The organism is Candidatus Saccharimonadales bacterium (assembly GCA_035945435.1).
GTDB lineage: Bacteria > Patescibacteriota > Saccharimonadia > Saccharimonadales > DASZAF01 > DASZAF01.
The window spans coordinates 29,836-50,831 of the sequence record DASZAF010000022.1 but is presented as its reverse complement, the minus strand read 5'-3'; the positions used below and the strand labels follow the sequence as shown (position 1 = coordinate 50,831).

Here is a 20,996-nt window from a genome sequence, read left to right as displayed (position 1 = left end):
TTAAAGCCTGCAAACGCTTACGCTTGGAGAGCCTTAGACGACGACCTTGATCCGAGACTCGATAGTCTCTACCTCACCTAAGCGATGAGGTGTCATACCTGCTTCGATAGCCCGCCTTATGGCGTTCGTGGCGCCATGGCCATCAGGATCTGTTCGGCCCGGCACACACGTCTCGCGATGACCACCCGAGGCAAAACCGGCGCCACCAACGTATGTACCAGCCTTAATGATAATGCCGGCACAGTTGAACGGTGAGCGAGCTTGGTCGGGGTTGTCACAGACAACATCAAACTGCCCGGTTGGGCATGTCGCCGCCATCATAAGCGCACATCCTCCTAGCTCTGGGAGGTGATGACATCGCTCGAGGCAGCGCTTTAGTACAAAGAGTCGTGGTTCATGGATCTCGACACATGTTGAGCTTGTAGGAGTAGTGCCAATCTCCGGTTCATCTCCGAACAATTCGGCTGACATAGTAATATCCTTCTAGAATTTTAGGGGTCAGCAAACAGGCCGTTTACTTTATAGGTAGTATAGCACCATATTTTTATATCTGTGCAACTATTGTAGGGTGCTCGACGGTTAGTAACTGATCAGCTTCGTCAGCTCTATTGCTGGACCGCTGCGATTCATGGTGTAGATGTGAAGACCCGGTACCCCGTCTCTTCGTAGATCATCTATCAGACTGGCCGCTGTGTCGACTGCCAAACGTGACAGGTCGGCAGACGATGAGATCCTGTCAAGCTGTTGATTGAGGCCCGCAGGAATAGTCGTGCCGTTCATCTCGGCGACTCTCCTAAGCCCGTTGACTGAACTGAACAGCATAATCCCAGGGATGATCGGTTTGTCACAACCTTGCCCTGCCATCTCGTCGACCAGCTGTCTGTAAAGGGCCGCATCGAAGAAAAACTGGGTGATAGCAAAGTCGGCTACGCGAAGCTTCTGAGCCAAACGTCGACGATCTTGCTGACGATCAGGACTTAGAGGATGGACTTCAGGATGGGCCGCAACACCGACAGACATTCCATACGGTAACGACTTGATCAGTTCAACCAAGTCGACTGCGTATTCGAAGTCACCACTCGCATCCCCGTCGCCACGTAGAGCCAGGACGTTACGCACACCCCCCTCGTGGTAGGTACCGAGGAGATCGAGCATACCTTGATGAGTATGGCCGACACAGGTCAGGTGGGCCATCGTCGGAAACGGGAATCGATCACTCAAATCGATCGCTAGCCTCTGAGTGGCCAGACTTCCGGCCGCCCCTTGAGTAACTGATATAAAGTCTGGGTGAGTGGCTGCTGCTAGCTCGCCGATGGTTCTTGGTAATGAGTCGGCCTGTTCTTGATTTCGAGGGGGTAAGAATTCGAACGAGCAGGTCTCTTTGGTTCTCAGCAGATCAGGAATCCCTGGCATAGTTGTTCAATTATAACAAACAAAAACCAAACAGAAGCACTATGCGGGCTAGATTACCTATTCCTTACGAGAGCTCGAAGTCGTAGTGACGAACATCGCTCTCGGCTCCCCCGTTTTTCTTGTAAAAGTCTCGGGCATGAACATCTTCGGCGTCTGCTTGTACAAAAATATCAGGAACACCGATTGACCTGCAGTACTTCTTTAAGAAACCCAGCAACTGCGAACCGACACCTCGGCGCTGGTGGCTCGTGGAGACCGCCATATCAAAGATGTACACGTCGCTGTAGTCGCCATAGATGGAGGGCAAGACATAGGCCGTCAGCCCACCGACTACCTCGCCTGCCGAGTAGGCAACGACAAACATGATCGCCTTGTTTTCTAGTAGAGCCGGGAGATAACCAGCATCCGTAGGATAGTCGTGGTCACCGAATACTTCAACGTAGAGCTTTAGGAGGCCGACGAGATCTTTCTCGTCACCCTTTTCGAGTTTGCGGATGTTTAGTTCGTCCATACCTCTATTATAATAGCTCAGCGAGCTTCCGAGCGGTGTTGTAGTTTCTAATAGAAATCTGTTTGTACGCCGAGTTCGCGATAAGTTTACTGCCCGTCACGCCCTTGCCGATCGCCTCTATCGCTATCGACTGATAGAGTACGCCGTCACCCACTTTGAGTTTCTCCATTCCTGTCCTTAGGGTGCCGATTGTTGTAACTAGCTTGGCAATTTCATATGGCTCGATGAGTATAAAGATATTATGTCTCCACGTCTTATCCTTGCCCCACCACGGTGGTGCAGCCTTGATAACCTGCTTCCAATCATCCGCACGAAAGATGGCAACCGAGACATTAAGTGAGAATGTCTTTTCTATAACCGAAGCGACTGACTTAGTAAGAGCGTCTTTATCGCCGGATTCAGACGAAAAGATGACGTTCCCGCTCGCAATATAGGTACGGACATCCTGAAAGCCGTGGGCAGCAAGGGCGTCTTTGAGTTCACTCATTTTGATGAGGCCGTTCCCGCCAACGTTTACACCTCGCAAGAACGCAACATATGTGTGCATGCGAATATCATAGCAGAAGCCCTACAGAGAGCCATATAGGTATTGTGAATTTGATAACGCTCATGCTATGCTGAGCGAAATTATGAAACAAGAAACTCAAACTCCAACAGATCAACCCGGACACACGACACCTAAACAACCCGAACCTTCGCTACCTTCGGCTGCGAAGAAGCACCACGGTTTTGGACATTTCATATGGGGCAGCATGTGGCGTCGAATCGTAACGAGCGTACTAGTTTTAGCCATTCTAGTCGGACTCGGGGGTTTGACAGTCTTTGAGGTGCGGCACGGTGGCCACGACAATCAAAACTCTTTGGCCAATCCAAACTCTGTCTCCGCCTCCGTAAGTAACGCATGCACGACCACTAACCCACCTTTCAGTAACTTCCCGATCGCCCTGAGCGGCATCAGTACTGTGACGCCACTTGGGCATCTCGATCCCCCCAGTCACAACTTCCCGGTACCGCATATGTATATCAACTACGCCAAGCAACCTAACGGTGACCCAGTACCTGTCACATTTACCGCTCCGGGTAATATTAACGTCTACGACATCAGCATTATCGCTAAAGTAAACGATACCAATACCGGTAAAACATATTACGACTACAAGATCTGGTTTACGGCCTGCGACAAACTGCTGGGAGGTTACTTTATCCACGTCTACGGCTTATCGTCTCAATTGGCAGCAGCTTTCGGGCCACTAGACGCCAACCAGATCACCAGTAATGTGATGGGGCATGAGAGCTGGGGCCCCGGCATTGATGTCGAGGACGTCAACTATACAAAGTTTGTGAACGTTAATCTGAACGCGGGAGCAGAAATCGGTACAGCTGGTGGAGCGGCTAACTTTACCACCAACTTCGATTTCGGACTGTCAGACAGCCGAAAGGTAGGCCAAACCGCAGACCCGGCTATTTGGAAGCCGAACGACGACAACTACGTATGTTCACTCGACTACTTCTCTGCCAGCGTGCGCAAGGCTCTATACGGTAAGATTGGCGATTTCAACAACCTCTCACCTGCAGCCGACCAGCAGTGCGGCCAAGTCTACCAAGACCAAGATGGCACCGCACAGGGGGTTTGGGTGGTTAAGGGTACCAATAAGACGAACCAGTCAGTCTGGAGTTTAAATCAGCATCTCATATCATTCATCCATGACAACATCGTCCCGCACAACTACATGGTCGGCTTCAGCAGTGATGTACAGCAAACTCTTGGCTTTCAAGATAGCAGTGCCTATATAGTCACACCCTCATCTAGTGGTAACGTGGACAGGCCGTTTAACGATGTAGTAGCTAACGGCAGCACCTACTGCTACCAGACCACTCCGCAATACAGCTCGCCTGGGCAATCTGGAATCAGCTTCACCCTGCAGATGTTGAACCCTACAGAACTGCGCATGGGAGCCTTGCCAAATGGCGTCAGCTGCTCAAGCCCGTCTTCTCAGTGGCAACCCGCTAAATACCTAGACTTCGAGCGATAGTCGACACTTGTCTATATCACGCACCAGCTCGTCGAACAAGAAGCCTTCTCGCGAGTCGATTGTATAGCTTACAAGATCCGAGAAGTTTCGCATAAACTTGGCATGCTTAGATAGTTTCTTATCTAACTCACGTAAGATAAGGGTCTTTTCTTGGAAGTGTCCTGACCGCCCATTGATCCGCTCTACTAACTGGTCCTTATCTGTATTGATACGAATGATGAACTGGGGCACCCCGAGTTGCCGATACTGTTCCATCATTCCCAGCTGCACATCCAAGTTAGCGTCAACTACGTGAAACTTATTTGGCAGCGTGAATAGTTGCGGATAATAATCTCTGGCAAAAGTTTCAGCGACCTTTTCCAACTGGTCCGGTTTGATACTCGGATACATCTCCTTGATTGTCGAGCGAAGTACGTCGGACGATATGTAGACAGCCGAGAAGTGCTTCGAAAGTCTCTCTGCTAAGGTTGTCTTCCCGCTGGCCGGAACACCTGAGAACAGAATCACGAATTTCTCTTGCGGTACCCTCAGATTGTTGAGGCGCTGAAGATAGTTTTGGTAGATCTGCGGAAGAGTGAACTTACTCATACTACTTTGCATCGGGGTGATGTGTTAGTGCATAGGTCGAGACCGTCCTTACCTGCTCGAATGTTGGCAAAGACTGTAGCTGTTCTTTGTCAAACCAGCCGACATTGTAGACTTCTTTGGTTTGAGCCTTTAGGGCTGTGCCGGGCACGCCTTTCTTGCGTCGCACCCAGAAAAATTGAACTATTGCAGGTGTAGGCTTGAATGCGTATTCAACATCCACATAAAACGGCACCGCCTCCGCTACGGCTGCTTTGTCTTTCGGATTAATATTGGGTTGGGACGAGATCAGCTCGACTTTGACGCCGGTCTCTTCTTCCACCTCACGGGCAGCCGTCTCGGCGAATGTCTGACCCGCCTCAATATGCCCGCCTGGTGGCACCCACTTATCAAAGACGTTATGGTGTACAAGCAGTACCTTCCCGTCCTCGACTAAGTAGCCGGCGCATATATAGATAAAGCCGGCGTCCTTAACTACGTCGTCGTCTTTAAGCAGGATTGTGCGTCTAGGCATAATGGCCTAAATATAACATGGCGTAAGTTTCAGCTGACAATATGCTCTAGTTGATCTTCAAACGGCTTCGTACCATCGATGATAATGTCGGCATAAGACTTTGGATCGTCTCTTTGAACGTAATCAAGCTCTTCCTTACGCCATTTGTCCCAGAGTTCAATAATCTCGTCATCGGTTTTGCCATCCATTCCTTTATCTCTCGCCAACCCACGCTGAAGACATATCGCTTCGGGTGTATCGATAAATATCCCTAGGCTAATGTAGTCACGAAATTCTTTACGCAATGAGCTGACACCTTCCAGGATCATGATCGGCGTAACAGGTTCGTTGACTGCGGGTTTAGGGTGATGGTCTTTCCACCACTTTGTCCGTTTGTAGCTCAACTTTCTATCCCCTGCTGCAATAGGGGCGAAAACCAAGTCCACTACCTTTGACCACCAGTTCAGGGGATTCTCCCAGCTGGCAAAGTCGTCAGTATGAATAATCCCGGCATCAAACTTCTTGGACAGCAGTTCTGCAAGGGTCGACTTACCTGAGCCACCATGCCCATCCACCGCTATGAAGAGGACCTGTCCGACTTTAGGTTTCTTAGTTGCTATCATCTGCTCGATATTCATTGCTTCATCATACCAAGAAAACTCGTTTCAGGGGTCGATGTTGACGCAGATCCGATCGATGATGTAGTATCTTAAGTAGTTAATCGACGAGGACAGACTAAATGAGTGAACTAAGTATATTTGTAGATGAATACGCGTATCCTCGTGAAGACGATCCAGCGCATTCACAACGCACTGGCACGGGTAGAACTGCAGGAGGTGGTGAAGTCATTAGTGTACCTCCGGGCTCGATCTTTTTTGATGAATACGATGTCGCTGCTAGTGGTATATCCCGCGGCGCTGATCGTCCCGACCACTCGAGTGCGAGACAAGCAGGTAACGGCGAGGTGCCTCTTGACTCAATCTTTTATGATGATTACGCAGCAGCGGCCTAGACCCTAGCTCTGTCAGTTTGGCGTTACTGCAACCGAGATTAGATCTTTCGGGCCAGAAAAAGTACTGCCACATAGTGTTTTGTGATCTTATCGTTGTAGTGTCTATGCGCAAAGTCACGTAGTTCTTTCTCGAGCTCAAGACGCTTATCCCGGTCCATCGTTCGATGGTCAGAGTACGTGTTACGAAGCGCAATATATTCGTCGATAGTATACGTCTGCTCCCAAGGAAATCCTACTGTTTCTACAACGTGGAAGTATTGATTCTCTAACAGCACAGCCTGATCATCTGTAACCTTTTGATCATCGCCCATAACGTCCGGGTTGGAATAGCGTTTGTAGATAAAGTCCGCCTTGTTATGAAATGCGTCCGGGTCGGTTTCTATATGGTCATTGCGCAAGACTGCCAAGTAGCCGTCATCTTTTAGTAACTCGTGTGCTTTTTTGTAAGCTACTTTTGGATTGACCCAGTGCCACGCAGTCGCCGAAATAATTAGGTTGTATCTCTCATCCGTTACGTAGTCCTCAAAAGTAGAGTTTACAAAAGTAAGATCAGGGAACTTCACCCTAGCAACTGCTAGCAAGTTTTCGCCGGGGTCCACGCACACTATATGTCGGGTTATATCAACGAGGCTCCGGGTTGCTTGTCCGCTGCCACATCCAATTTCAAGTATGTGACTCCCCTGATTAAGTCCTGTGATGGCCTGCAGCTTGGTAAATACCTCTTTTGGATAGCCAGGACGCATCTTATCGTAAAGTCCTGCATCATCATTGAAGCTGAGAGGTTTTGATTGCATATACTTTAATATAACAAAAATTGAGCTAAATTACCCCTGTTATAAGCGTGGGTAGTACTGGAGGGCCATCGTGGACGTTATCCCAACTGAGATTCGGTCACAATTAGCTGCTTAATACGCCGTAAATACTTAGTTGCTTCGTGAAAGTCTTCTGCTTCAATATATTCGACATAACCACTTAGTTCATCAATACCATACAACATACGTGCTTGTTTCGTATCAACAGGTAAGCCCGTCTTTTCTTCGTATAGCGACGCGACTTCACTCAATAAATTGCCTTGCATCCACTCGTGAACTGAAAACTCCCGAGATAATGGGCCGATACAGGACTCGGTCCAGTCAATGAGGCCCACAATACGCATGGTTTCTGGATTGATTATGATGTTACGAGGTTGCATATCATAGTGGATGAATACGTAAGATTCGGGGTCTGGATCGTAGGCTTCCAGCTGCCTGATCATTTCCAATGCAAAGTCCATTACATCTTTATCAATATCTGGGATATCAAGAATACGTTTAATAGTTTGCGAGTCAGACGGCTTAAAGTCAGGAACCCCGAGTGATCTCACTGTTTCAACGCTGACATTCTCATGGAGAGTACTTGCAATAGCTACCCAATCAACTTTAAGTTGCTCCCAATTTTCGTGCGTAAAGATTCCGATAACATCGTCAAGCAGTACTCCATCAAGCTTTGGGTAACCAAAATAGCTTTCGTCTGCAGCAACGTATTGTGGGTCGGGAATGTTAACCGGCAACTTGTCTTTTAAAAACCTGAGTAACTCCACTTCACGGTGAACTTTGTCGGGAGTAATGTCTTGGCCGTACGCGTGGTGTGGAATAAGAAAGATGATCGAGCCATTTACTTCAACGGCGTCATGGTGCCAGCCCGTATCAAGAACTTTAATCGCCTTTATAGAGAATTCTGGGAAGTCCTTTCGAATCTTTTCTTTAAGCAGCTGCATTTTGCTTTGGCTCATATGCGTATCATAACAAAAACTCCTCGTGGTAGAGGAGTTTGAGCATAGGCATTATGGAGAGCCATCGTAGACGTTATCGCAACTGAAACAGTTAAGGATCAGTGATCAATATACTCAGTTTTTTCCTGAATGGGATTATACATACTAACAATTTCCCTCCCTTGGTTTTCACTGAGTTCTTTAGCAATCCTCAGCGCTATAGCCCTATCTTTATTGAATGTATTGATATCAATGTAGACTTTATTTGTCTTTGGGTTCACCCATGTACCAAAAACGACATCATCTTCCAGAAGAAGATTTTGGTTTGCAGCAATAAATGTATTAAGCGAATCAGCTAGCTCACTCTGGTCAACTATAGCGGTAAGCCCTGGATATTTAGGAAAGTACCAATAATCCTGGGGCTTAACAAATTCATGATTCTTAAAATCAAAGGTCAAGCCGCCATTCTCTAAAGTTCTCTTAACTAATTCTTCGATAAGTACATCTTGTTGCAGGGAAGTCATGACATCTTATGATAAACAAAAACTCACTATTCTAATAGTGAGTTTGAGAACAAGCGATATTGGAGGGCCATCTGGGATTCGAACCCAGGACACCCTGCTTAAGAGGCAGGTGCTCTAACCGACTGAGCTAATGGCCCGCTAGGGGACGAGTATATCAAAATTACCCTTATTTTAAAACCTTTTAACAGATAAGCGTCAATGGTACTTGTAGAAAAGATAGGCAGTCAGAACAATAGCAATAACAATGATAATCTTGCGTAGCGTTTTGGTCGGCAGTCTCGTGCTGTAGAGTGCCGTGTAATATCCCCCAACGATATTGCCGACAACAAAGAGGGGAAGAATGTGCCAGTCTATGACGTGGTGAGCAATAAAGTAACCGCTGTCAGCGACACCCGTAACAACACCGGCTATGTTTTTAAGGGTATTCATCTGTTGTATGTCTTTGAGTTTTGTCAGTCCGAACAAACCAAGAGTAATAATCCCGAAACCTGCTCCAAAGTAACCCCCGTAGACGGCGACGAGGATGAGGACCAAAACGAGCATACCGAGCACGAGAGGATAGTGACGATGCTTTTTACGTGGGTTGTAGAGTAAGGAGTGAATTTTATCCTGAAAGAGCAGAAGGATGATCGCAACGAGCATCAGGACTGGGGCGATCTGCTCAAACGACTTCGGCGAACTATCTAGAAGAATGACGGCTCCGGCTAGACCACCGAAGAACATTGGTATAAGCAGCAGGTAGTAGTATTTTGGAACCCCTTGTAGCGTCTGTCGGGCACCAATCACGGAAGCAAGCGTGCCTGGCTGGACGATAAGCCCCATCGTCGTATTGGCCCTGATCGGGGGGAGCCCTAAGCCAATTAGAAGCGGGAAGAGAAAGAGCGAACCACCTCCGGCAATCGAGTTGACGCCACCCGACAACAAACCACCGCCCAGATAGATCAGCCAATGAAGCATGATTTAGACGGGAACCTTCAAGCGCTTTTCGAGAGCTTCGATCAAAAGCTTGTAGTAGGCATAGATCGGGATCAGCCTGCCGAGTGAGTCGTGGTGCTCGTGGTTGATTAGTTGCTTAACACGGTCTAAATCTATAAACCTGGCCCACTCTACCTCAGAGGGTTGAACGATCAGTGATATATCAGAGCTTCGAACAGGAATCAGGTAACCATGTATGAAGGCTCTCGAGGTCTTCTTTAGATGCTGTGACCAGTGATGATCGTATTTTCGAATACCTGCCGGTTCGATATCGTCTGGATCGATCACGAGACCCAGTTCTTCTTTGAGTTCCCTGACCATAGCCTGTTTCGGTGTTTCACCGGCGTCTATAAACCCGCCGAGCGATACGTCTAGCATGCCGGGATGCTGGATCATGCTCTCAGAACGCTTCTGGATGACTACTTTACCGTCCGGGCTGTAGATAACACCGCGAACGCCGGCGTACCACCAACCTTTCTCCATGACTTCACCGATACTGGCTTGTCTGCCGGTCGGTTGGCCAAACTCATCTAATACATCAAGTAGATGCTTCATTTGCATCTATAGTAACAGAATGCCGGTCGACCCGCCGGTCCATCTAGGGTTGATGTACCAGTTGCTACAGATAGTGTATAACTATAAGCAGAATGAGATTGCAGCTGCGATTTCTGATGGTTATGGCAGCCCTCTTTGTGGTGGCGGCCTTACTGATACTACTGGGCCAGAAGTTCGAGTTGGACAGGTCTAAGAGCCTCCTCGCAAATACCCTCGGTGACCGTCGTACTTACGTTCTTCACATCATCAACCTCGATGGCCAGTCGGAACAGGCCTTTGATGAAGACTACTCGTTCTGGGACGACATGGTCAACTTCATCAAGACAGATGACGTGACGTTTGCTCATCAGAACCTGGATACCGGCCTCAGTACCTTTAACACTGACGCCGACTGGGTCTACCGGCCGAACGGCTCGCTCGTCTACTTCAGCTCAGCCAGCGGCTCGAACGCCTTGCAGTCGCTCGGCTTACCGACCAGTTTCTTCACTCAGCTCAATAAGGCCAAGTTTGCCCACTTCTATACTAAAGACGATGGCACGCTACTCGAGATTAGGGCGGCAACCGTTGTCGGCAGCAACGATCCGAACCACGATACTCCAGCCCAAGGATATCTTCTGATTGGCCGCATTATCGGCAACGACTACGCCAGCTCAATCTCTTCCCTCTCAGGCAGCACCATCAAGATAGGTGGGGTCGGTAATAACGGCAATATCATCGGAAAGGATACGGTCTCGTTCGCAGATACGTTAAATAGCTGGAATGGGAAGCCGGTTGCCCTCCTGCGCTCCACGTCAACAGTCACTGCCGTCGCCGACCAGCGGCAACAGGATACCCGCCAACTGCAGATTGTCACCGTTCTAACATTTGTAGCCATTAGTATAATCATGGCTCTTATCTGGCTACTAGTCCTAAAACCGACCACCATTCTAAACAAGGCGATCAGCCTCAAGCGTCCCGAGTTACTCCGTGGTCTGGCAAAACAGAACACTGAGTTTGGCACACTTGCCTCAACCGTTGAGGCGTTCTTCCATCAGAAGGTGAGCCTCGAACAGGCCGAGTTCAGGAAAACCGAACTCGAAAAACTCAACAAAGAAAAAGCCGACTTCCTGGCCGTTGCCGCCCATGAACTGAACCATCCAGTTTCAAATGTCAAAATCTTTGCTGAATTCCTGACTTTCCTGCTGCGAGATCCGAACCATAGAGACGAGAAAGCCATCGCCAAGCAGGTGAGAGCTATCGGGCACCAGAGCACACGGATTAATATGCTGTTGAATGATCTCTATGCTTCCAGTAGTGGCAAACAAGGACTCGAATTCAATTTACGTGACTTTGACTTCGACACGTTTATCCGCGATGAGGTCGAAGAGTCAAGATTCAGCATTAAAAACAAGATCAATCTCTTCTCTGAGACGCGGGTAACCGTGCATAGTGACCCCGATCGCCTCGGCCAAGTGGTTGCCAATCTTATTCGCAATGCCGTCAAATACTCTCCCGAGGGCGGAGATATCTTAGTGCGAGCCAAAGACGCAGACGGCGGCGTGCAAGTCAGCATCCAAGACTTTGGTGTCGGCATTGCCCCCGAGGATATCCCCCACCTGTTCGAGCGATTCTACAGATCCAGCCGAATCAGTAGTACTATTCCTGGCCTCGGTCTGGGCCTTAACATCTCTAAGACGATCATCGAGAGTTTGGGTGGTAGAATCTGGGTCGAGAGCACTCTCGGCAAAGGAACTACTTTCCACTTCTCCATTCCTTTGAAGGCCGAGGCAGTCGTAAAGACCCACGAGACAGCACCAGAGCCTGATTCTCCTGAGGTATCGGCCTAAGCCCGCTTCCTCACAAAACCAGCTTTAAGAATCCTTGTAGCAACGAATGCTAGAAGCTCAAGTGCCACCGCCAGAGCCAATGTACCGTAAAAGATTGAGAAGAGCGTGTTGTGAACGCTTTGCTCTATCTGTCGAACAAATATTGGGATGCTAGCGAGCAACAGGATCAGGGTGAGAAGTCGCATGATGGTCTTCATGAAGTTAGCGCCTTCAAAGATAGTCCCCAATAGATTGTTGTCTATATCCCTATGGAGCTCAACAACAGTGCTGACTTGCAGCAAGAGAATAATCAGGAAGATCATCAGCCAGAAGACTATCTTAAAGGCAGCGATGCTCTCAGAGCCGACACCCTTCAACGCACTGCTGTAGATAAATGACTGAGCGACGATAAGAAACGAGAAGATTTCTAGCAAGCTCTTGTTCCGGTCAAAGTAACCATATAGCCAAGTAATATTGCTCCTGACAAACTTTCTCATGCCCCAAGTATACAAGACCTCTACCGTATATATGTATAAAGGCGTATCATATTCAAATCACATATCGGCATGCTGTCGGCAGAATACCCATCGTTCTTGAGACACATCTGATTGACGGTGTACCAATAAAGTGATATAAACCTTATATATTAAATCTGGGGTCACCCCAGGAAGATAGATGGCTGCTGGAGAAGAACAATTAGGGAGTGGGGTAGCTTCACACGTACCTCAATCGGGCGGAGACTACCTTGTCGCTCCTGTCCGTTTGGCTGCTGTTCACTTAAATAAGCCACGTGATGTTGCCATTCTCTGCCAGTTAGCTCTAGCTACCGGACACGCAGAAATCTCCTTTGTCGGCGATGACACCCTCGCAGCTGATCATCCCAAGGTGCATCAGATACTAAGCTCATGGCATGTCACTGACCCCCGGCACCTTCTAAAAGAGAGAACGGCTGTCTACCCGGGAGGCATCGGTGAGCTGCGTGCAGCATCAGGCGATGCTCGACTGATCGGAACGGTGGTAAATGGCGGGCGAAACGCGTTTCGGTTCGATTGGCGACCTGACGACGTAGTCGTCATGGGCGGAGCCAACGGTCTGTCGCAAAAGGACGTAGCTATGATGGACGACACCGTCACGATACCAACAGCAGCCGAGGTCCCGTTCTACACAACGCCGGTAGTGGCAAGCGCCTTAACATACCACATCCTCGGTAAGCGAGGTCTGTGGAGTATCGTGGCGCCGGGTACCTACAACTTATGAAAGATATTATTGAGACGAAACAGGTTGATCTGGCCGGCAAGGTTGTCTATCTTGTCGTCTCGTCGGCCGCAAAGGTTCGTGTTCTTCCTGAACTGATCGATCAGCTGCTTGAATTTGGTGTCAATATCGTTGTAATTCCGACACCTAATGCAACACATCTGCTCAGCCAACTCAAGATAAAGCAAAGCGAGCACGTCACCATTGCGGATGGACAGAGACAACTTAAATTTGGAAAAGCACAAAAACAGAACAAAGAGGCAAGTGAAGAGAGTGCTATCATTGTTGCCCCATGTACTTTTAACACACTCAGTAAGATCGCTTGCGGAATTACCGACAGCTACGCACTAATGTTGGTCGCTACGGCGATTGCCAAAAAGACACCTGTTATTGTCGCCCCCTCTTACGATGCGACGTGGCACCATCCGATGAATATCCCGCATATCGAGAAGCTTCAGTCCTGGGGTGTGCGAGTTATCTGGCCTGATCTCGAAATTGATCATATTACTATGGTCTGTCCCGAAAAGATTGTCGACACTTTCCACACGACTATTTCGAAGGTCAAGTTTACGGCCCATCAGTTCGATAACGACACAGTTCGAAAGGTCTACGGCCAAGCCATCAAAGAATATCTACCTACTTTCAAAGAAGTCGGGTTGAGAGCCGCCGGTGACGGGCTCAACTACAGCATCCACGGCTGTATGAGCGTTCGAATTAGTGAGAAGTGGATGCTGATTACCTCGACAGGAACCAGTCTAGCCCACCTCGAAGAGGATGACGTGACACTCGTTGATATGGCTATGAGCAACAAACACAAAGAGATCTACTGGCACGGCCAGAAACTCCCCTCCTCTGAAACCCCCTTACATCTATCGATCTATAAATCCTGCCCTGAGACTCATGCCGTTATCCACACACACTGTCCTCAGATTACCTACAACCCTAACTATATGCATCTCAAAACCGAAGCCTATGTCACCTATGGCAACTTTGAGGTCATTGAACCGTTGCGAGATATCTTGCTTGCCAACGATGGTTTTGGCATCACGAGAATGCACGGTGAGGTTGTTCACGGTCCAACCCTTATCAACGCCTACGAAAAACTGAGAGTCTATCTACCCAAGAGAGAGAAAGTCAATGTCGGCTAAGAGTCACCATCTCTACGACGACAAGGCGTTCCTCTACGACTTGCTCTACAGCTACAAGGACTATGGTGGCGAGATAAAAGCTCTCCTTCACCACCTTGAACAACACGGAGTTGGGACATCTTTCGAAGCACATATCGTCGACTTGGCCTGCGGTACCGGCGAGCACGTTAAGTATCTAGCCGAAGCGCTGCCGGAAGCGACCATCCATGGCGTCGATCTTAATAAGGGTGTTATCGACCACGCCACGGCCAAACAACTTGGTGATAAGGTTAGTTTTTCGGCCGAGGATATGGTTGGCTTCTTTGAGCATGACAACCACCGATACGACCTGGTCGTCTGCCTCTTCGCCTCGCTGCAGTACATCACTGAGACCAGACAACTCAAGCAGCTCCTGGCGAATATCTATGACAGACTCAAGCCTGACTGCGCTTTTGTCTTTGATCTCCGCTATGCCCGTGAACATTGGCTCGATGGGCACATTGTTGCCTCAACCCACAAAGAGCCCGATATTGAGGTCGCCATGTTTGGTATGCCTTTCAGAAACGAGAATATGGTCACCTGGAATCCAGCTCTCTTCTGGAAGACAAGGGACGGCAAACTCGACATGACAATCGACGAGCATACCATTCGTCTCTATTCTGTCGACGAGATTAAGAGTTACCTACAAGAAGCAGGCTTTAAGACCGAGGTAACGAGTGGCTTCGGTGATAAATCCTATGACGGGAGCATCTTTCCCGTCTTCTATGCCTTCAAGGAGAAAGCGTGAGTGATTTTTTGGTGCTCGGACCGTCGGACCACACCAAGATCGAGCGGTTCAGCGATATTAAAGAATACCAGACTTGGCTTGATGAGCTGACGACTGTATGCGCTAAACACTTCGAGCGGCTCTTTTTTATCCCTGATCACGGCGTCTATGTTGATTTTGCCAAGGCCTTTCTAGCAAAGGCTGGTCCGAAGCGTGTTGTGGCGGTGCTCCCCTACCGCCAGACATGGCTTATCGACCGAGCCCACAAACTTGGTTTCAGCGAAACGAAAGAACTGAACGAAGGAAGTGGCTGGACCTATCTCAACACCCACTTTGCGGGCATGGCTCCCTACGGTCTCTTTCTCGGCTACTCGAGTGGTAGCATTCTTGAACTCTGCTCGAGCAAGTATTTACGTGTTTTTGAGAACAACCCGACAACCTTCTTCATCGATAGCCGGGCGATAAGCGCCACGCTACCCGCTGAGATTGAGGAAGATCTCGCCGATATAACCTACTTCGACTCAGCATCGAAATTAGATGAGTTGCTCCATGACAGACTCTAAAACTACCTACTACAACAAAAAGAAAGCGACTGAGCGAGATCAGTTCTTCAAGAAATTTGCCAGGAACGACGGTACTACCGATGTGATGCTGGAATCGGCCCGGCAAATCCTAAGACCGATGGACGCGGCTCGAGTTCTGGATCTTGGAACTGGTAACGGGTTTGTCCTCCAAAAGATTATTGAAGCGGCTGGAGCCAGCGCGCTACTTACCGGTATCGACAACTCCGAAGCGATGCTCGAACGGGCTCGAAGTTCGTTCGAGTGGCCCGCATCGGTGAGGTTGCAGGTTATGGATAATACTAAACTCGACTTTCCCGATAATTACTTCGACCTGATCACAGCTAAGGCGGTTACCAATATATCTGTCAGCGAGGTATACAGAGTCCTCAAGCCAGGTGGACAGTTTCTCTATAAAGAGTACGGCTCTGGCAAAGGGATGGTTGAGATCCTGGCTAGTCTATCTCCATCAAAACCCCACGCCGGTGACACTCTAAAGGACGAGATGGAACGAGCCGGGTTTAGCTCGATAACGCTGACTAAGTATCACCTGCCCGTCGAACGTGACCGCCAAGAAGTGGAAGCACTTACGGAAACAATGCGCATACTGCCTGAAGGTGTCAGCCGTGATAAAGTTAATAACCTAATCGAAGACCATTTTAAGGACATGCAATGCAAAGTCATACACTCAGACCCGTTTCTGATAAGCGCTCAGAAGTGATCGAGGATTATAACGTTATTATCGTCGGTGGTGGTCCAGCCGGTATCAGTGCTGGTATTTACGCCAAGTACGACGGGAACAACCCGTTGATCATTGAAGAGAAAACGCTGGCCTGGATTCCAGAGAAACACGTCAACTTACTCGAAAAATTGGAGGGCTTCCCTGCCCTGCTCAATACCGTCAACGGCACACAGCTCGTCGATCGTTTTCGCTTTAGCCTCAGCGAGATGGGTGTCGAGTACATCGAAGGTGTCCGGGTTGAAAAGGTAACACCTGGCGATGGCGAGATAATCGTCGAAACAACGAATGGTACTTACAAAACTAGAGCGGTTATCGTAGCTACCGGGACGGTTCCAATCACCCTCGATACCAAACTCGTAAACGGACACAAGAAAGAGGTCTACTACTTCGCATATAACAACTTCAAAGACTACATCGGCAAGGAGGTTGCGGTTCTGGGCAGTCGTAACTCGGGTAGCACCGCTGCAATCTACCTCGCGAAACGTGGGCTTAAGGTTACCATTTTTGAGATCAAAGACACTGTTCAGGCTAAATATAAGCACACTCAGCACTTCGAGCCGCTGGGTATCAAGACTATCACGAGCGCCAAGGTCAAACGACTTGAGGGTAGCCAGAGCCTCGAGAGACTGGTCTACGAAAAAGACGGACAAGATCAGACTATCGATTGTAGAGCGGTCTTTTGCTATATCGGTGTCAGACCGCTGCTCGACATTGCCAACGATCTTAAACTACCGCTGAACGAGCAGGGATATGTCGATACCAACTTCTATCAGACCTCACCTACTCCTGGTCTCTTTGTGGCCGGTGATATGTGTGGAGATCTAAAGCACATCATCGCCGCTTGCGGTCAGGGCGCAAAAGCAGCCTATAACGTCAATAAATATTTCAGCGCTCATAAGTAACCAGAATCACTTTGACGACCAGCGGACAGGTGATTATGCTTAAGCCATGGCATCAAAGAGCGCCAGACTGGCTCGTCACGTAACAATTCTAAGAATTGCCTTTGGTCTGATGTGGGCCGTGGATGCGACGTTCAAATGGCGGCCCGGCTTCGCCAAGGGTTTCATAGACCAAGTAACATCGGCCGCTCAGGGCCAACCAGGCTGGATCCATCCCTGGTTTAACTTCTGGACCCACCTGCTGGGACATGATCCTCACTTATTCGCCACTATGACAGCAGTCGTTGAGAGCCTGATCGCTATTGCCTTGGTCTTTGGAATTGCCAGACGCGCCACATATCTTCTTGCAGCAATCTTCAGTCTGCTTATCTGGTCAATCGCAGAAGGTTTTGGTGGACCGTACACCAGCTCATCGACAGACATCGGCACGGCCATCATCTACGCCGTGGTCTTCTTCGCCCTCTACGGGCTTGAGCGCCTGGCTACCCCAGCCTATCTCGCGCTCGACAACTATATAGTCGCTAGGCTCCCATGGTGGAGCGTTTTAGCCAACCCCTAGGCATCCTCGGCTGCGGCTTACAGATACGCCATGTGATAGACTTGTTGCTATGGTTCCAGTACGTGAAACACCTGCAGGACTGGAAGATTCTACTGAGTTCCCTTCTCAACAGCAGATTGAACGTGACTTAGGCCTTCCTGAAGGTACCGCCTGCACGCCAACGGCATTTTACATCATGGCTAGGTTATCAGGATATCCATCTGGCCAGTTGGATCCGGCGCAGTTTGTCGGAGCACTAGATTATGAGAATGACCGAGATGAATCGGGTTGGATCCGGCCACGCCTTTCGGCGGATCTTAGATTAAAGCATGGGATTGAGTTGGTATCTTGGAACACCTCTGACCAGACTCAAGATATTGGCCGTATGGTTCAGAGCGGTTACTTACATTCCAAAAGAGAGATAGACTTTTTCAGAGATGCTGTTGAAGGGAAAAGTGTCCTAGATTTAATAGATAGTGGTTACGCAGTGGTTGCGGCGATGATGCCTGGCTTTGCAACGAACGCCCAAATTCACACGGCCATACTGATGTTACCTGAAGATCCTGACGGCGGCACAATACGCGTCATTGATCCTGATGGCCGCAACTCTACAGTAAATTACTCGAGAGAGGATATCGTAAAGTCACTTCAGCCTGACGGGGCATGTTCCATTGTGCTACCGCCCGAAGCACCCCCACACAACTAATAGGTACTGATCCACTACATACCCTTAACAGGCTAGGATCTTAACTGCCTTCGAAGCCCTATAGATTCGAATATGATAAGAGTCTCGTCCAGCTCTGACCGAGGTCATTACTTCGCCAGACCAACCCGCCGGCACCGGACATAAACAACTCATTTGGGTGCTGGACATCCCATACAATTTTAGATACGCGTGTATCAGTATCACTTAAGTTGGCGATATCTGCCGGTAATGTGCCTGATGCTTGCCAGGTTGCGCCAGCATCACTACTAAACCACATCGTTTTTTGATTTGATCCTTCCCAGCTATAGCCAACCATGCGGTTGCCTGCCGGATCTGAAGGGTCATACGTGAAGGTGTCCATTACCATATTCGACTGCTGATATGTCCGGCCACCATCGATTGAGTAAAATGATTTGCCAGCATAGCCTTCACTTACAAAGGGAGTTAAAAATACATGATTAAAGTTTGTTGGTGCAATGTCTGTGTCATTTATTGCCTGATAGCCGACAGGCAAACGCGTTGCTTCACGGTTCCAGGTTTGTCCTCCGTCAAAACTCTCAACTGGACCTAATTGCGGACCGATCGTTTGACGGCCGGAGTTACTACCATTAGGGTAGCCGAAACTCAATGTAGCGCCAAATAGGTGCCGACTATTACCAGGATCTACCGCAATAAATTGTCCACCAGTGTTTGTCTCCAATCCCGTGGGCAACTCAGTCCAGCTCTTGCCGTCGTCAGTAGTCTTATAAAATACGCCTTTAGTTACATAGGATTTAGTAGGACCACCGTTGTTGCTAACCGCCTGTGAATTCGTACCGTAATAGATGGTCGATGTATGATTGGGATCTATTGCCAAGGATGTTACGTATTCGTCCATCGTCTTATTAATAAGTTGATGCCAGCTCTTGCCGGCATCAAGCGTTTCGTACAACCCCCCAGTCTGAGCGTAACGGTCGGATAAATTACCTACAATGTCGTTGGAGCCAAGCAATAGTCGATTGTGATTTGTTGGGTCTATTGCAGTAATGTAATACTCTCCGTAGCACGGTTTGGACGGATTACTGCTAAGGCCATATGTTTTTATGCCGTTATCAATCTGATGCCACGTCTGTCCGCCGTCGGTAGATTTATATAACCCTTTTTCTTCTACATTGACGTATAGTATTTGATCATTTGTCGGATCGACACTTAATGTTTTATCCGTCCGGTAGTAGGCTATACCTCGCGGTTTGCAGTCACGGGTTTCGCCAGGGACGATGTCGGGTGACAGAGCAACGGCTGGCTTCTTAATAGCCTGATGATTTTTTAATACAAATTCTGCTGAAAATATAATTGCAGTAAGGACAAGAACAACCACCACTGCTATAAGTACGGAAAGTCTTTTTCTATCTTTGACAATAGTTGTAAGTTGATGGATCTTTTTAGGGTACGTCAACATGTTTATGGTACCCCCTGCAGGATTCGAACCTACGACCTTCTGTTCCGAAGACAGACGCTCTAATCCGCTGAGCTAAGGGGGCGTATTTACCAGAGATAATTATACTACACTCCCTGGGGTTGGTGATCAGTTAGAGCCTTTAAAGCCCCAGACAACCCAGACGCTCTTATCTCTTGCTGGCGGCTCTCCAAACTGGTTCGGTCGCATGCCACCGGTTTTGAACTGCAGATAGAAGTGAAAGAAGATATCGAAGAGCGGTATGAGCAGGAGAAGGGCCAAGAGGCCGCTGTAGTCAAGATCGTGCAGCCGACGGGTATAAAGTGAGAGGGTCTCGGGGATGAAGAAGAGGATAACACTCAATGCCACGACAGTAAGCATGACGTTGATACCAGTGAATACGGGCCCGCGAATGAACAGGAATTGGTTCAGGCCACCAAGCGTGATCGAAGCAAACAGCGGGACACACATATAGATAAACCCGAGAAAGAACTGGAGGCGTCCAATACGGCCAGTAAAGATCGTCCGCTGTGCGACTTTTTTGTGACCTGTTCGGGGTGTAGTTATTGCCGCCATAGATACTGCGCTTAGTATATCAGTCACCCGATAACGCACAGACGTATGACTTCGCTCACACGTTTGATACAATAACCGTAAGGTTTGTACCAACAAGCTATACTCGACATATGGCACGACTACCGATACCTGGTTCAGACAGTGGTACGTGGGGGGCTATCCTAAACGGTTTTCTTCAGGTCTCTCATAATAGTGACGGTACGCTCCAGCCAAGTAGTCTGAGCAGTGCGGGAGCCGAGATGACCAGCAACAAGGGAGTTGCTAATGGTTACGCAGCGCTTAACACGAGCAGCCAGGTGCCACTCGGCCAACTACCGACCGGTACCACCGTCTCCACGGTTGCTCTCGGCCAGCACACACACTCCCTGACCTTCTCGCTCTCCGCCTTCTCAATGAGCGGGGCGCTATTTGTTACAGCAGGCACGCTGCGCTTGCCTATAGACGGGGCCTATACTATTGTCGGTACACGAGCAACGGTGGGTACTGCTCCGACTGGAACCAGCCTTATCCTTGATGTCATGAAGAACGGCACGACCATCTATACCACCCAGGCCAATCGTCCAACTATCGCGATCGGGGCTAATAGTACCGGCCCTGGGAACGCACCAGATGTAAATAGCCTAGCGGCAGGCGACTATCTCACGATTAACATCGACCAAGTTGGCTCAACCATCGCAGGATCAGATTTGACCGTCAGTATTATCGTAACCAAGTCGACCAACTAGCCGCACCCCATA

27 protein-coding genes and 2 tRNA genes are annotated in these 20,996 nt (G+C 48.9%); 12 read left to right on the top strand and 17 right to left on the bottom strand.

Annotation, left to right across the window (positions count from 1 at the left end; translation table 11 throughout):
- Positions 1–33 precede the first annotated feature (33 nt).
- From VGS28_03095 to VGS28_03080, 4 genes are all read right to left on the bottom strand, one after another.
- Entirely contained in the window at positions 34–471 is a 438-nt protein-coding gene (locus tag VGS28_03095) for a hypothetical protein (protein HEV2412765.1), read from the bottom strand.
- Between the two features lie 108 nt (positions 472–579).
- A complete protein-coding gene (locus VGS28_03090; GenBank protein ID HEV2412764.1) occupies positions 580–1,413 on the bottom strand; it encodes a methylenetetrahydrofolate reductase in 834 nt (277 codons plus the stop codon).
- 64 nt (positions 1,414–1,477) lie between these two features.
- Positions 1,478–1,924: a GNAT family N-acetyltransferase gene (locus tag VGS28_03085; protein HEV2412763.1), complete on the bottom strand. Its 447-nt coding sequence runs from the start codon at positions 1,922–1,924 to the stop codon at positions 1,478–1,480.
- Positions 1,925–1,931: 7 nt separating this feature from the next.
- Positions 1,932–2,471 (bottom strand): DUF1697 domain-containing protein, encoded by a 540-nt coding sequence (locus VGS28_03080; GenBank protein ID HEV2412762.1) that lies wholly within the window; start codon positions 2,469–2,471, stop codon positions 1,932–1,934.
- Between the two features lie 82 nt (positions 2,472–2,553).
- Between VGS28_03080 and VGS28_03075 the strand changes: the two genes are divergently transcribed.
- Positions 2,554–3,957, top strand: a complete 1,404-nt coding sequence (locus VGS28_03075) for a hypothetical protein (GenBank protein HEV2412761.1) — start codon at positions 2,554–2,556, stop codon at positions 3,955–3,957.
- Here VGS28_03075 and VGS28_03070 read toward each other — a convergent pair.
- The 3 genes from VGS28_03070 to VGS28_03060 are packed head-to-tail and all read right to left on the bottom strand — an operon-like array spanning position 3,940 to position 5,673.
- Positions 3,940–4,545, bottom strand: coding sequence for an AAA family ATPase (locus VGS28_03070; GenBank protein HEV2412760.1), 606 nt, complete (start codon positions 4,543–4,545; stop codon positions 3,940–3,942). The two genes, VGS28_03075 and VGS28_03070, sit on opposite strands and share 18 nt — an antisense overlap.
- A gap of 1 nt (position 4,546) precedes the next feature.
- On the bottom strand, positions 4,547–5,056 hold the full coding sequence (locus VGS28_03065; protein HEV2412759.1) for an NUDIX hydrolase: 510 nt from the start codon (positions 5,054–5,056) through the stop codon (positions 4,547–4,549).
- A 29-nt stretch (positions 5,057–5,085) separates the two neighbouring features.
- Positions 5,086–5,673 (bottom strand): hypothetical protein, encoded by a 588-nt coding sequence (locus VGS28_03060; GenBank protein HEV2412758.1) that lies wholly within the window; start codon positions 5,671–5,673, stop codon positions 5,086–5,088.
- A 101-nt stretch (positions 5,674–5,774) separates the two neighbouring features.
- On the opposite strand from VGS28_03060, the gene VGS28_03055 reads away from it, so the two are divergent.
- Positions 5,775–6,047 (top strand): hypothetical protein, encoded by a 273-nt coding sequence (locus VGS28_03055; GenBank protein HEV2412757.1) that lies wholly within the window; start codon positions 5,775–5,777, stop codon positions 6,045–6,047.
- Positions 6,048–6,085: 38 nt separating this feature from the next.
- Here the strand turns inward: VGS28_03055 and VGS28_03050 are convergent, their stop codons facing one another.
- The 6 genes from VGS28_03050 to VGS28_03025 all read right to left on the bottom strand — a co-directional run bounded on the left by VGS28_03050 (position 6,086) and on the right by VGS28_03025 (position 9,851).
- Positions 6,086–6,841, bottom strand: a complete 756-nt coding sequence (locus VGS28_03050; protein ID HEV2412756.1) for a class I SAM-dependent methyltransferase — start codon at positions 6,839–6,841, stop codon at positions 6,086–6,088.
- A 77-nt stretch (positions 6,842–6,918) separates the two neighbouring features.
- The gene (locus tag VGS28_03045) at positions 6,919–7,818 is read right to left on the bottom strand and encodes an aminoglycoside phosphotransferase family protein (GenBank protein ID HEV2412755.1); all 900 of its coding nucleotides are present in this window, start codon (positions 7,816–7,818) and stop codon (positions 6,919–6,921) included.
- 98 nt (positions 7,819–7,916) lie between these two features.
- The gene (locus VGS28_03040; GenBank protein HEV2412754.1) at positions 7,917–8,321 is read right to left on the bottom strand and encodes a hypothetical protein; all 405 of its coding nucleotides are present in this window, start codon (positions 8,319–8,321) and stop codon (positions 7,917–7,919) included.
- 60 nt (positions 8,322–8,381) lie between these two features.
- Positions 8,382–8,458: transfer RNA gene (locus VGS28_03035), tRNA-Lys, on the bottom strand.
- Positions 8,459–8,516: 58 nt separating this feature from the next.
- A complete protein-coding gene (locus VGS28_03030) occupies positions 8,517–9,278 on the bottom strand; it encodes a sulfite exporter TauE/SafE family protein (GenBank protein ID HEV2412753.1) in 762 nt (253 codons plus the stop codon).
- A 3-nt stretch (positions 9,279–9,281) separates the two neighbouring features.
- Positions 9,282–9,851, bottom strand: coding sequence for an NUDIX domain-containing protein (locus tag VGS28_03025; protein ID HEV2412752.1), 570 nt, complete (start codon positions 9,849–9,851; stop codon positions 9,282–9,284).
- Between the two features lie 92 nt (positions 9,852–9,943).
- Here VGS28_03025 and VGS28_03020 point away from each other — a divergent pair, with 92 nt between their 5' ends.
- Complete coding sequence (locus VGS28_03020) at positions 9,944–11,677, top strand: ATP-binding protein (GenBank protein HEV2412751.1); 1,734 nt, start codon at positions 9,944–9,946, stop codon at positions 11,675–11,677.
- Here VGS28_03020 and VGS28_03015 read toward each other — a convergent pair.
- Positions 11,674–12,153 (bottom strand): hypothetical protein, encoded by a 480-nt coding sequence (locus tag VGS28_03015; protein HEV2412750.1) that lies wholly within the window; start codon positions 12,151–12,153, stop codon positions 11,674–11,676. The two genes, VGS28_03020 and VGS28_03015, sit on opposite strands and share 4 nt — an antisense overlap.
- 178 nt (positions 12,154–12,331) lie before the next feature.
- Between VGS28_03015 and VGS28_03010 the strand changes: the two genes are divergently transcribed.
- The 8 genes from VGS28_03010 to VGS28_02975 are packed head-to-tail and all read left to right on the top strand — an operon-like array spanning position 12,332 to position 18,248.
- Positions 12,332–12,913 carry a hypothetical protein gene (locus VGS28_03010; protein ID HEV2412749.1) on the top strand — a complete coding sequence of 194 codons (582 nt, stop codon included), beginning with the start codon at positions 12,332–12,334 and terminating at the stop codon, positions 12,911–12,913.
- Positions 12,910–14,058: a flavoprotein gene (locus tag VGS28_03005; GenBank protein ID HEV2412748.1), complete on the top strand. Its 1,149-nt coding sequence runs from the start codon at positions 12,910–12,912 to the stop codon at positions 14,056–14,058. The genes VGS28_03010 and VGS28_03005 overlap by 4 nt, the downstream gene beginning before the upstream one ends.
- On the top strand, positions 14,048–14,824 hold the full coding sequence (locus VGS28_03000) for a class I SAM-dependent methyltransferase (GenBank protein ID HEV2412747.1): 777 nt from the start codon (positions 14,048–14,050) through the stop codon (positions 14,822–14,824). Before VGS28_03005 ends, VGS28_03000 begins: the two co-directional genes overlap by 11 nt.
- Positions 14,821–15,366, top strand: a complete 546-nt coding sequence (locus VGS28_02995) for a hypothetical protein (protein HEV2412746.1) — start codon at positions 14,821–14,823, stop codon at positions 15,364–15,366. The genes VGS28_03000 and VGS28_02995 overlap by 4 nt, the downstream gene beginning before the upstream one ends.
- Entirely contained in the window at positions 15,353–16,084 is a 732-nt protein-coding gene (locus VGS28_02990; protein HEV2412745.1) for a methyltransferase domain-containing protein, read from the top strand. The genes VGS28_02995 and VGS28_02990 overlap by 14 nt, the downstream gene beginning before the upstream one ends.
- Positions 16,081–17,007 (top strand): NAD(P)/FAD-dependent oxidoreductase, encoded by a 927-nt coding sequence (locus tag VGS28_02985; GenBank protein ID HEV2412744.1) that lies wholly within the window; start codon positions 16,081–16,083, stop codon positions 17,005–17,007. The genes VGS28_02990 and VGS28_02985 overlap by 4 nt, the downstream gene beginning before the upstream one ends.
- A 46-nt stretch (positions 17,008–17,053) precedes the next feature.
- The gene (locus tag VGS28_02980; protein HEV2412743.1) at positions 17,054–17,563 is read left to right on the top strand and encodes a hypothetical protein; all 510 of its coding nucleotides are present in this window, start codon (positions 17,054–17,056) and stop codon (positions 17,561–17,563) included.
- 49 nt (positions 17,564–17,612) lie between these two features.
- The gene (locus VGS28_02975; GenBank protein ID HEV2412742.1) at positions 17,613–18,248 is read left to right on the top strand and encodes a hypothetical protein; all 636 of its coding nucleotides are present in this window, start codon (positions 17,613–17,615) and stop codon (positions 18,246–18,248) included.
- A gap of 58 nt (positions 18,249–18,306) precedes the next feature.
- Here VGS28_02975 and VGS28_02970 read toward each other — a convergent pair whose 3' ends face one another.
- The 3 genes from VGS28_02970 to VGS28_02960 all read right to left on the bottom strand — a co-directional run bounded on the left by VGS28_02970 (position 18,307) and on the right by VGS28_02960 (position 20,259).
- Positions 18,307–19,686 (bottom strand): hypothetical protein, encoded by a 1,380-nt coding sequence (locus VGS28_02970; protein HEV2412741.1) that lies wholly within the window; start codon positions 19,684–19,686, stop codon positions 18,307–18,309.
- A 5-nt stretch (positions 19,687–19,691) separates the two neighbouring features.
- Positions 19,692–19,768 (bottom strand) — tRNA-Arg (locus VGS28_02965).
- Positions 19,769–19,812: 44 nt separating this feature from the next.
- Positions 19,813–20,259: a DUF805 domain-containing protein gene (locus VGS28_02960; protein HEV2412740.1), complete on the bottom strand. Its 447-nt coding sequence runs from the start codon at positions 20,257–20,259 to the stop codon at positions 19,813–19,815.
- 110 nt (positions 20,260–20,369) lie between these two features.
- On the opposite strand from VGS28_02960, the gene VGS28_02955 reads away from it, so the two are divergent.
- Complete coding sequence (locus VGS28_02955; GenBank protein ID HEV2412739.1) at positions 20,370–20,984, top strand: hypothetical protein; 615 nt, start codon at positions 20,370–20,372, stop codon at positions 20,982–20,984.
- Positions 20,985–20,996: the final 12 nt, after the last annotated feature.

Coding starts and splice junctions, on each gene's coding strand:
- VGS28_03095 (HEV2412765.1), bottom strand. CDS start 471: ATGTCAGCCGAATTGTTCGGAGATGAACCGGAGATTGGCACTACTCCT.
- VGS28_03090 (HEV2412764.1), bottom strand. CDS start 1,413: ATGCCAGGGATTCCTGATCTGCTGAGAACCAAAGAGACCTGCTCGTTC.
- VGS28_03085 (HEV2412763.1), bottom strand. CDS start 1,924: ATGGACGAACTAAACATCCGCAAACTCGAAAAGGGTGACGAGAAAGAT.
- VGS28_03080 (HEV2412762.1), bottom strand. CDS start 2,471: ATGCACACATATGTTGCGTTCTTGCGAGGTGTAAACGTTGGCGGGAAC.
- VGS28_03075 (HEV2412761.1), top strand. CDS start 2,554: ATGAAACAAGAAACTCAAACTCCAACAGATCAACCCGGACACACGACA.
- VGS28_03070 (HEV2412760.1), bottom strand. CDS start 4,545: ATGAGTAAGTTCACTCTTCCGCAGATCTACCAAAACTATCTTCAGCGC.
- VGS28_03065 (HEV2412759.1), bottom strand. CDS start 5,056: ATGCCTAGACGCACAATCCTGCTTAAAGACGACGACGTAGTTAAGGAC.
- VGS28_03060 (HEV2412758.1), bottom strand. CDS start 5,673: ATGAATATCGAGCAGATGATAGCAACTAAGAAACCTAAAGTCGGACAG.
- VGS28_03055 (HEV2412757.1), top strand. CDS start 5,775: ATGAGTGAACTAAGTATATTTGTAGATGAATACGCGTATCCTCGTGAA.
- VGS28_03050 (HEV2412756.1), bottom strand. CDS start 6,841: ATGCAATCAAAACCTCTCAGCTTCAATGATGATGCAGGACTTTACGAT.
- VGS28_03045 (HEV2412755.1), bottom strand. CDS start 7,818: ATGAGCCAAAGCAAAATGCAGCTGCTTAAAGAAAAGATTCGAAAGGAC.
- VGS28_03040 (HEV2412754.1), bottom strand. CDS start 8,321: ATGACTTCCCTGCAACAAGATGTACTTATCGAAGAATTAGTTAAGAGA.
- VGS28_03030 (HEV2412753.1), bottom strand. CDS start 9,278: ATGCTTCATTGGCTGATCTATCTGGGCGGTGGTTTGTTGTCGGGTGGC.
- VGS28_03025 (HEV2412752.1), bottom strand. CDS start 9,851: ATGAAGCATCTACTTGATGTATTAGATGAGTTTGGCCAACCGACCGGC.
- VGS28_03020 (HEV2412751.1), top strand. CDS start 9,944: ATGAGATTGCAGCTGCGATTTCTGATGGTTATGGCAGCCCTCTTTGTG.
- VGS28_03015 (HEV2412750.1), bottom strand. CDS start 12,153: ATGAGAAAGTTTGTCAGGAGCAATATTACTTGGCTATATGGTTACTTT.
- VGS28_03010 (HEV2412749.1), top strand. CDS start 12,332: ATGGCTGCTGGAGAAGAACAATTAGGGAGTGGGGTAGCTTCACACGTA.
- VGS28_03005 (HEV2412748.1), top strand. CDS start 12,910: ATGAAAGATATTATTGAGACGAAACAGGTTGATCTGGCCGGCAAGGTT.
- VGS28_03000 (HEV2412747.1), top strand. CDS start 14,048: ATGTCGGCTAAGAGTCACCATCTCTACGACGACAAGGCGTTCCTCTAC.
- VGS28_02990 (HEV2412745.1), top strand. CDS start 15,353: ATGACAGACTCTAAAACTACCTACTACAACAAAAAGAAAGCGACTGAG.
- VGS28_02980 (HEV2412743.1), top strand. CDS start 17,054: ATGGCATCAAAGAGCGCCAGACTGGCTCGTCACGTAACAATTCTAAGA.
- VGS28_02975 (HEV2412742.1), top strand. CDS start 17,613: ATGGTTCCAGTACGTGAAACACCTGCAGGACTGGAAGATTCTACTGAG.
- VGS28_02970 (HEV2412741.1), bottom strand. CDS start 19,686: ATGTTGACGTACCCTAAAAAGATCCATCAACTTACAACTATTGTCAAA.
- VGS28_02960 (HEV2412740.1), bottom strand. CDS start 20,259: ATGGCGGCAATAACTACACCCCGAACAGGTCACAAAAAAGTCGCACAG.
- VGS28_02955 (HEV2412739.1), top strand. CDS start 20,370: ATGGCACGACTACCGATACCTGGTTCAGACAGTGGTACGTGGGGGGCT.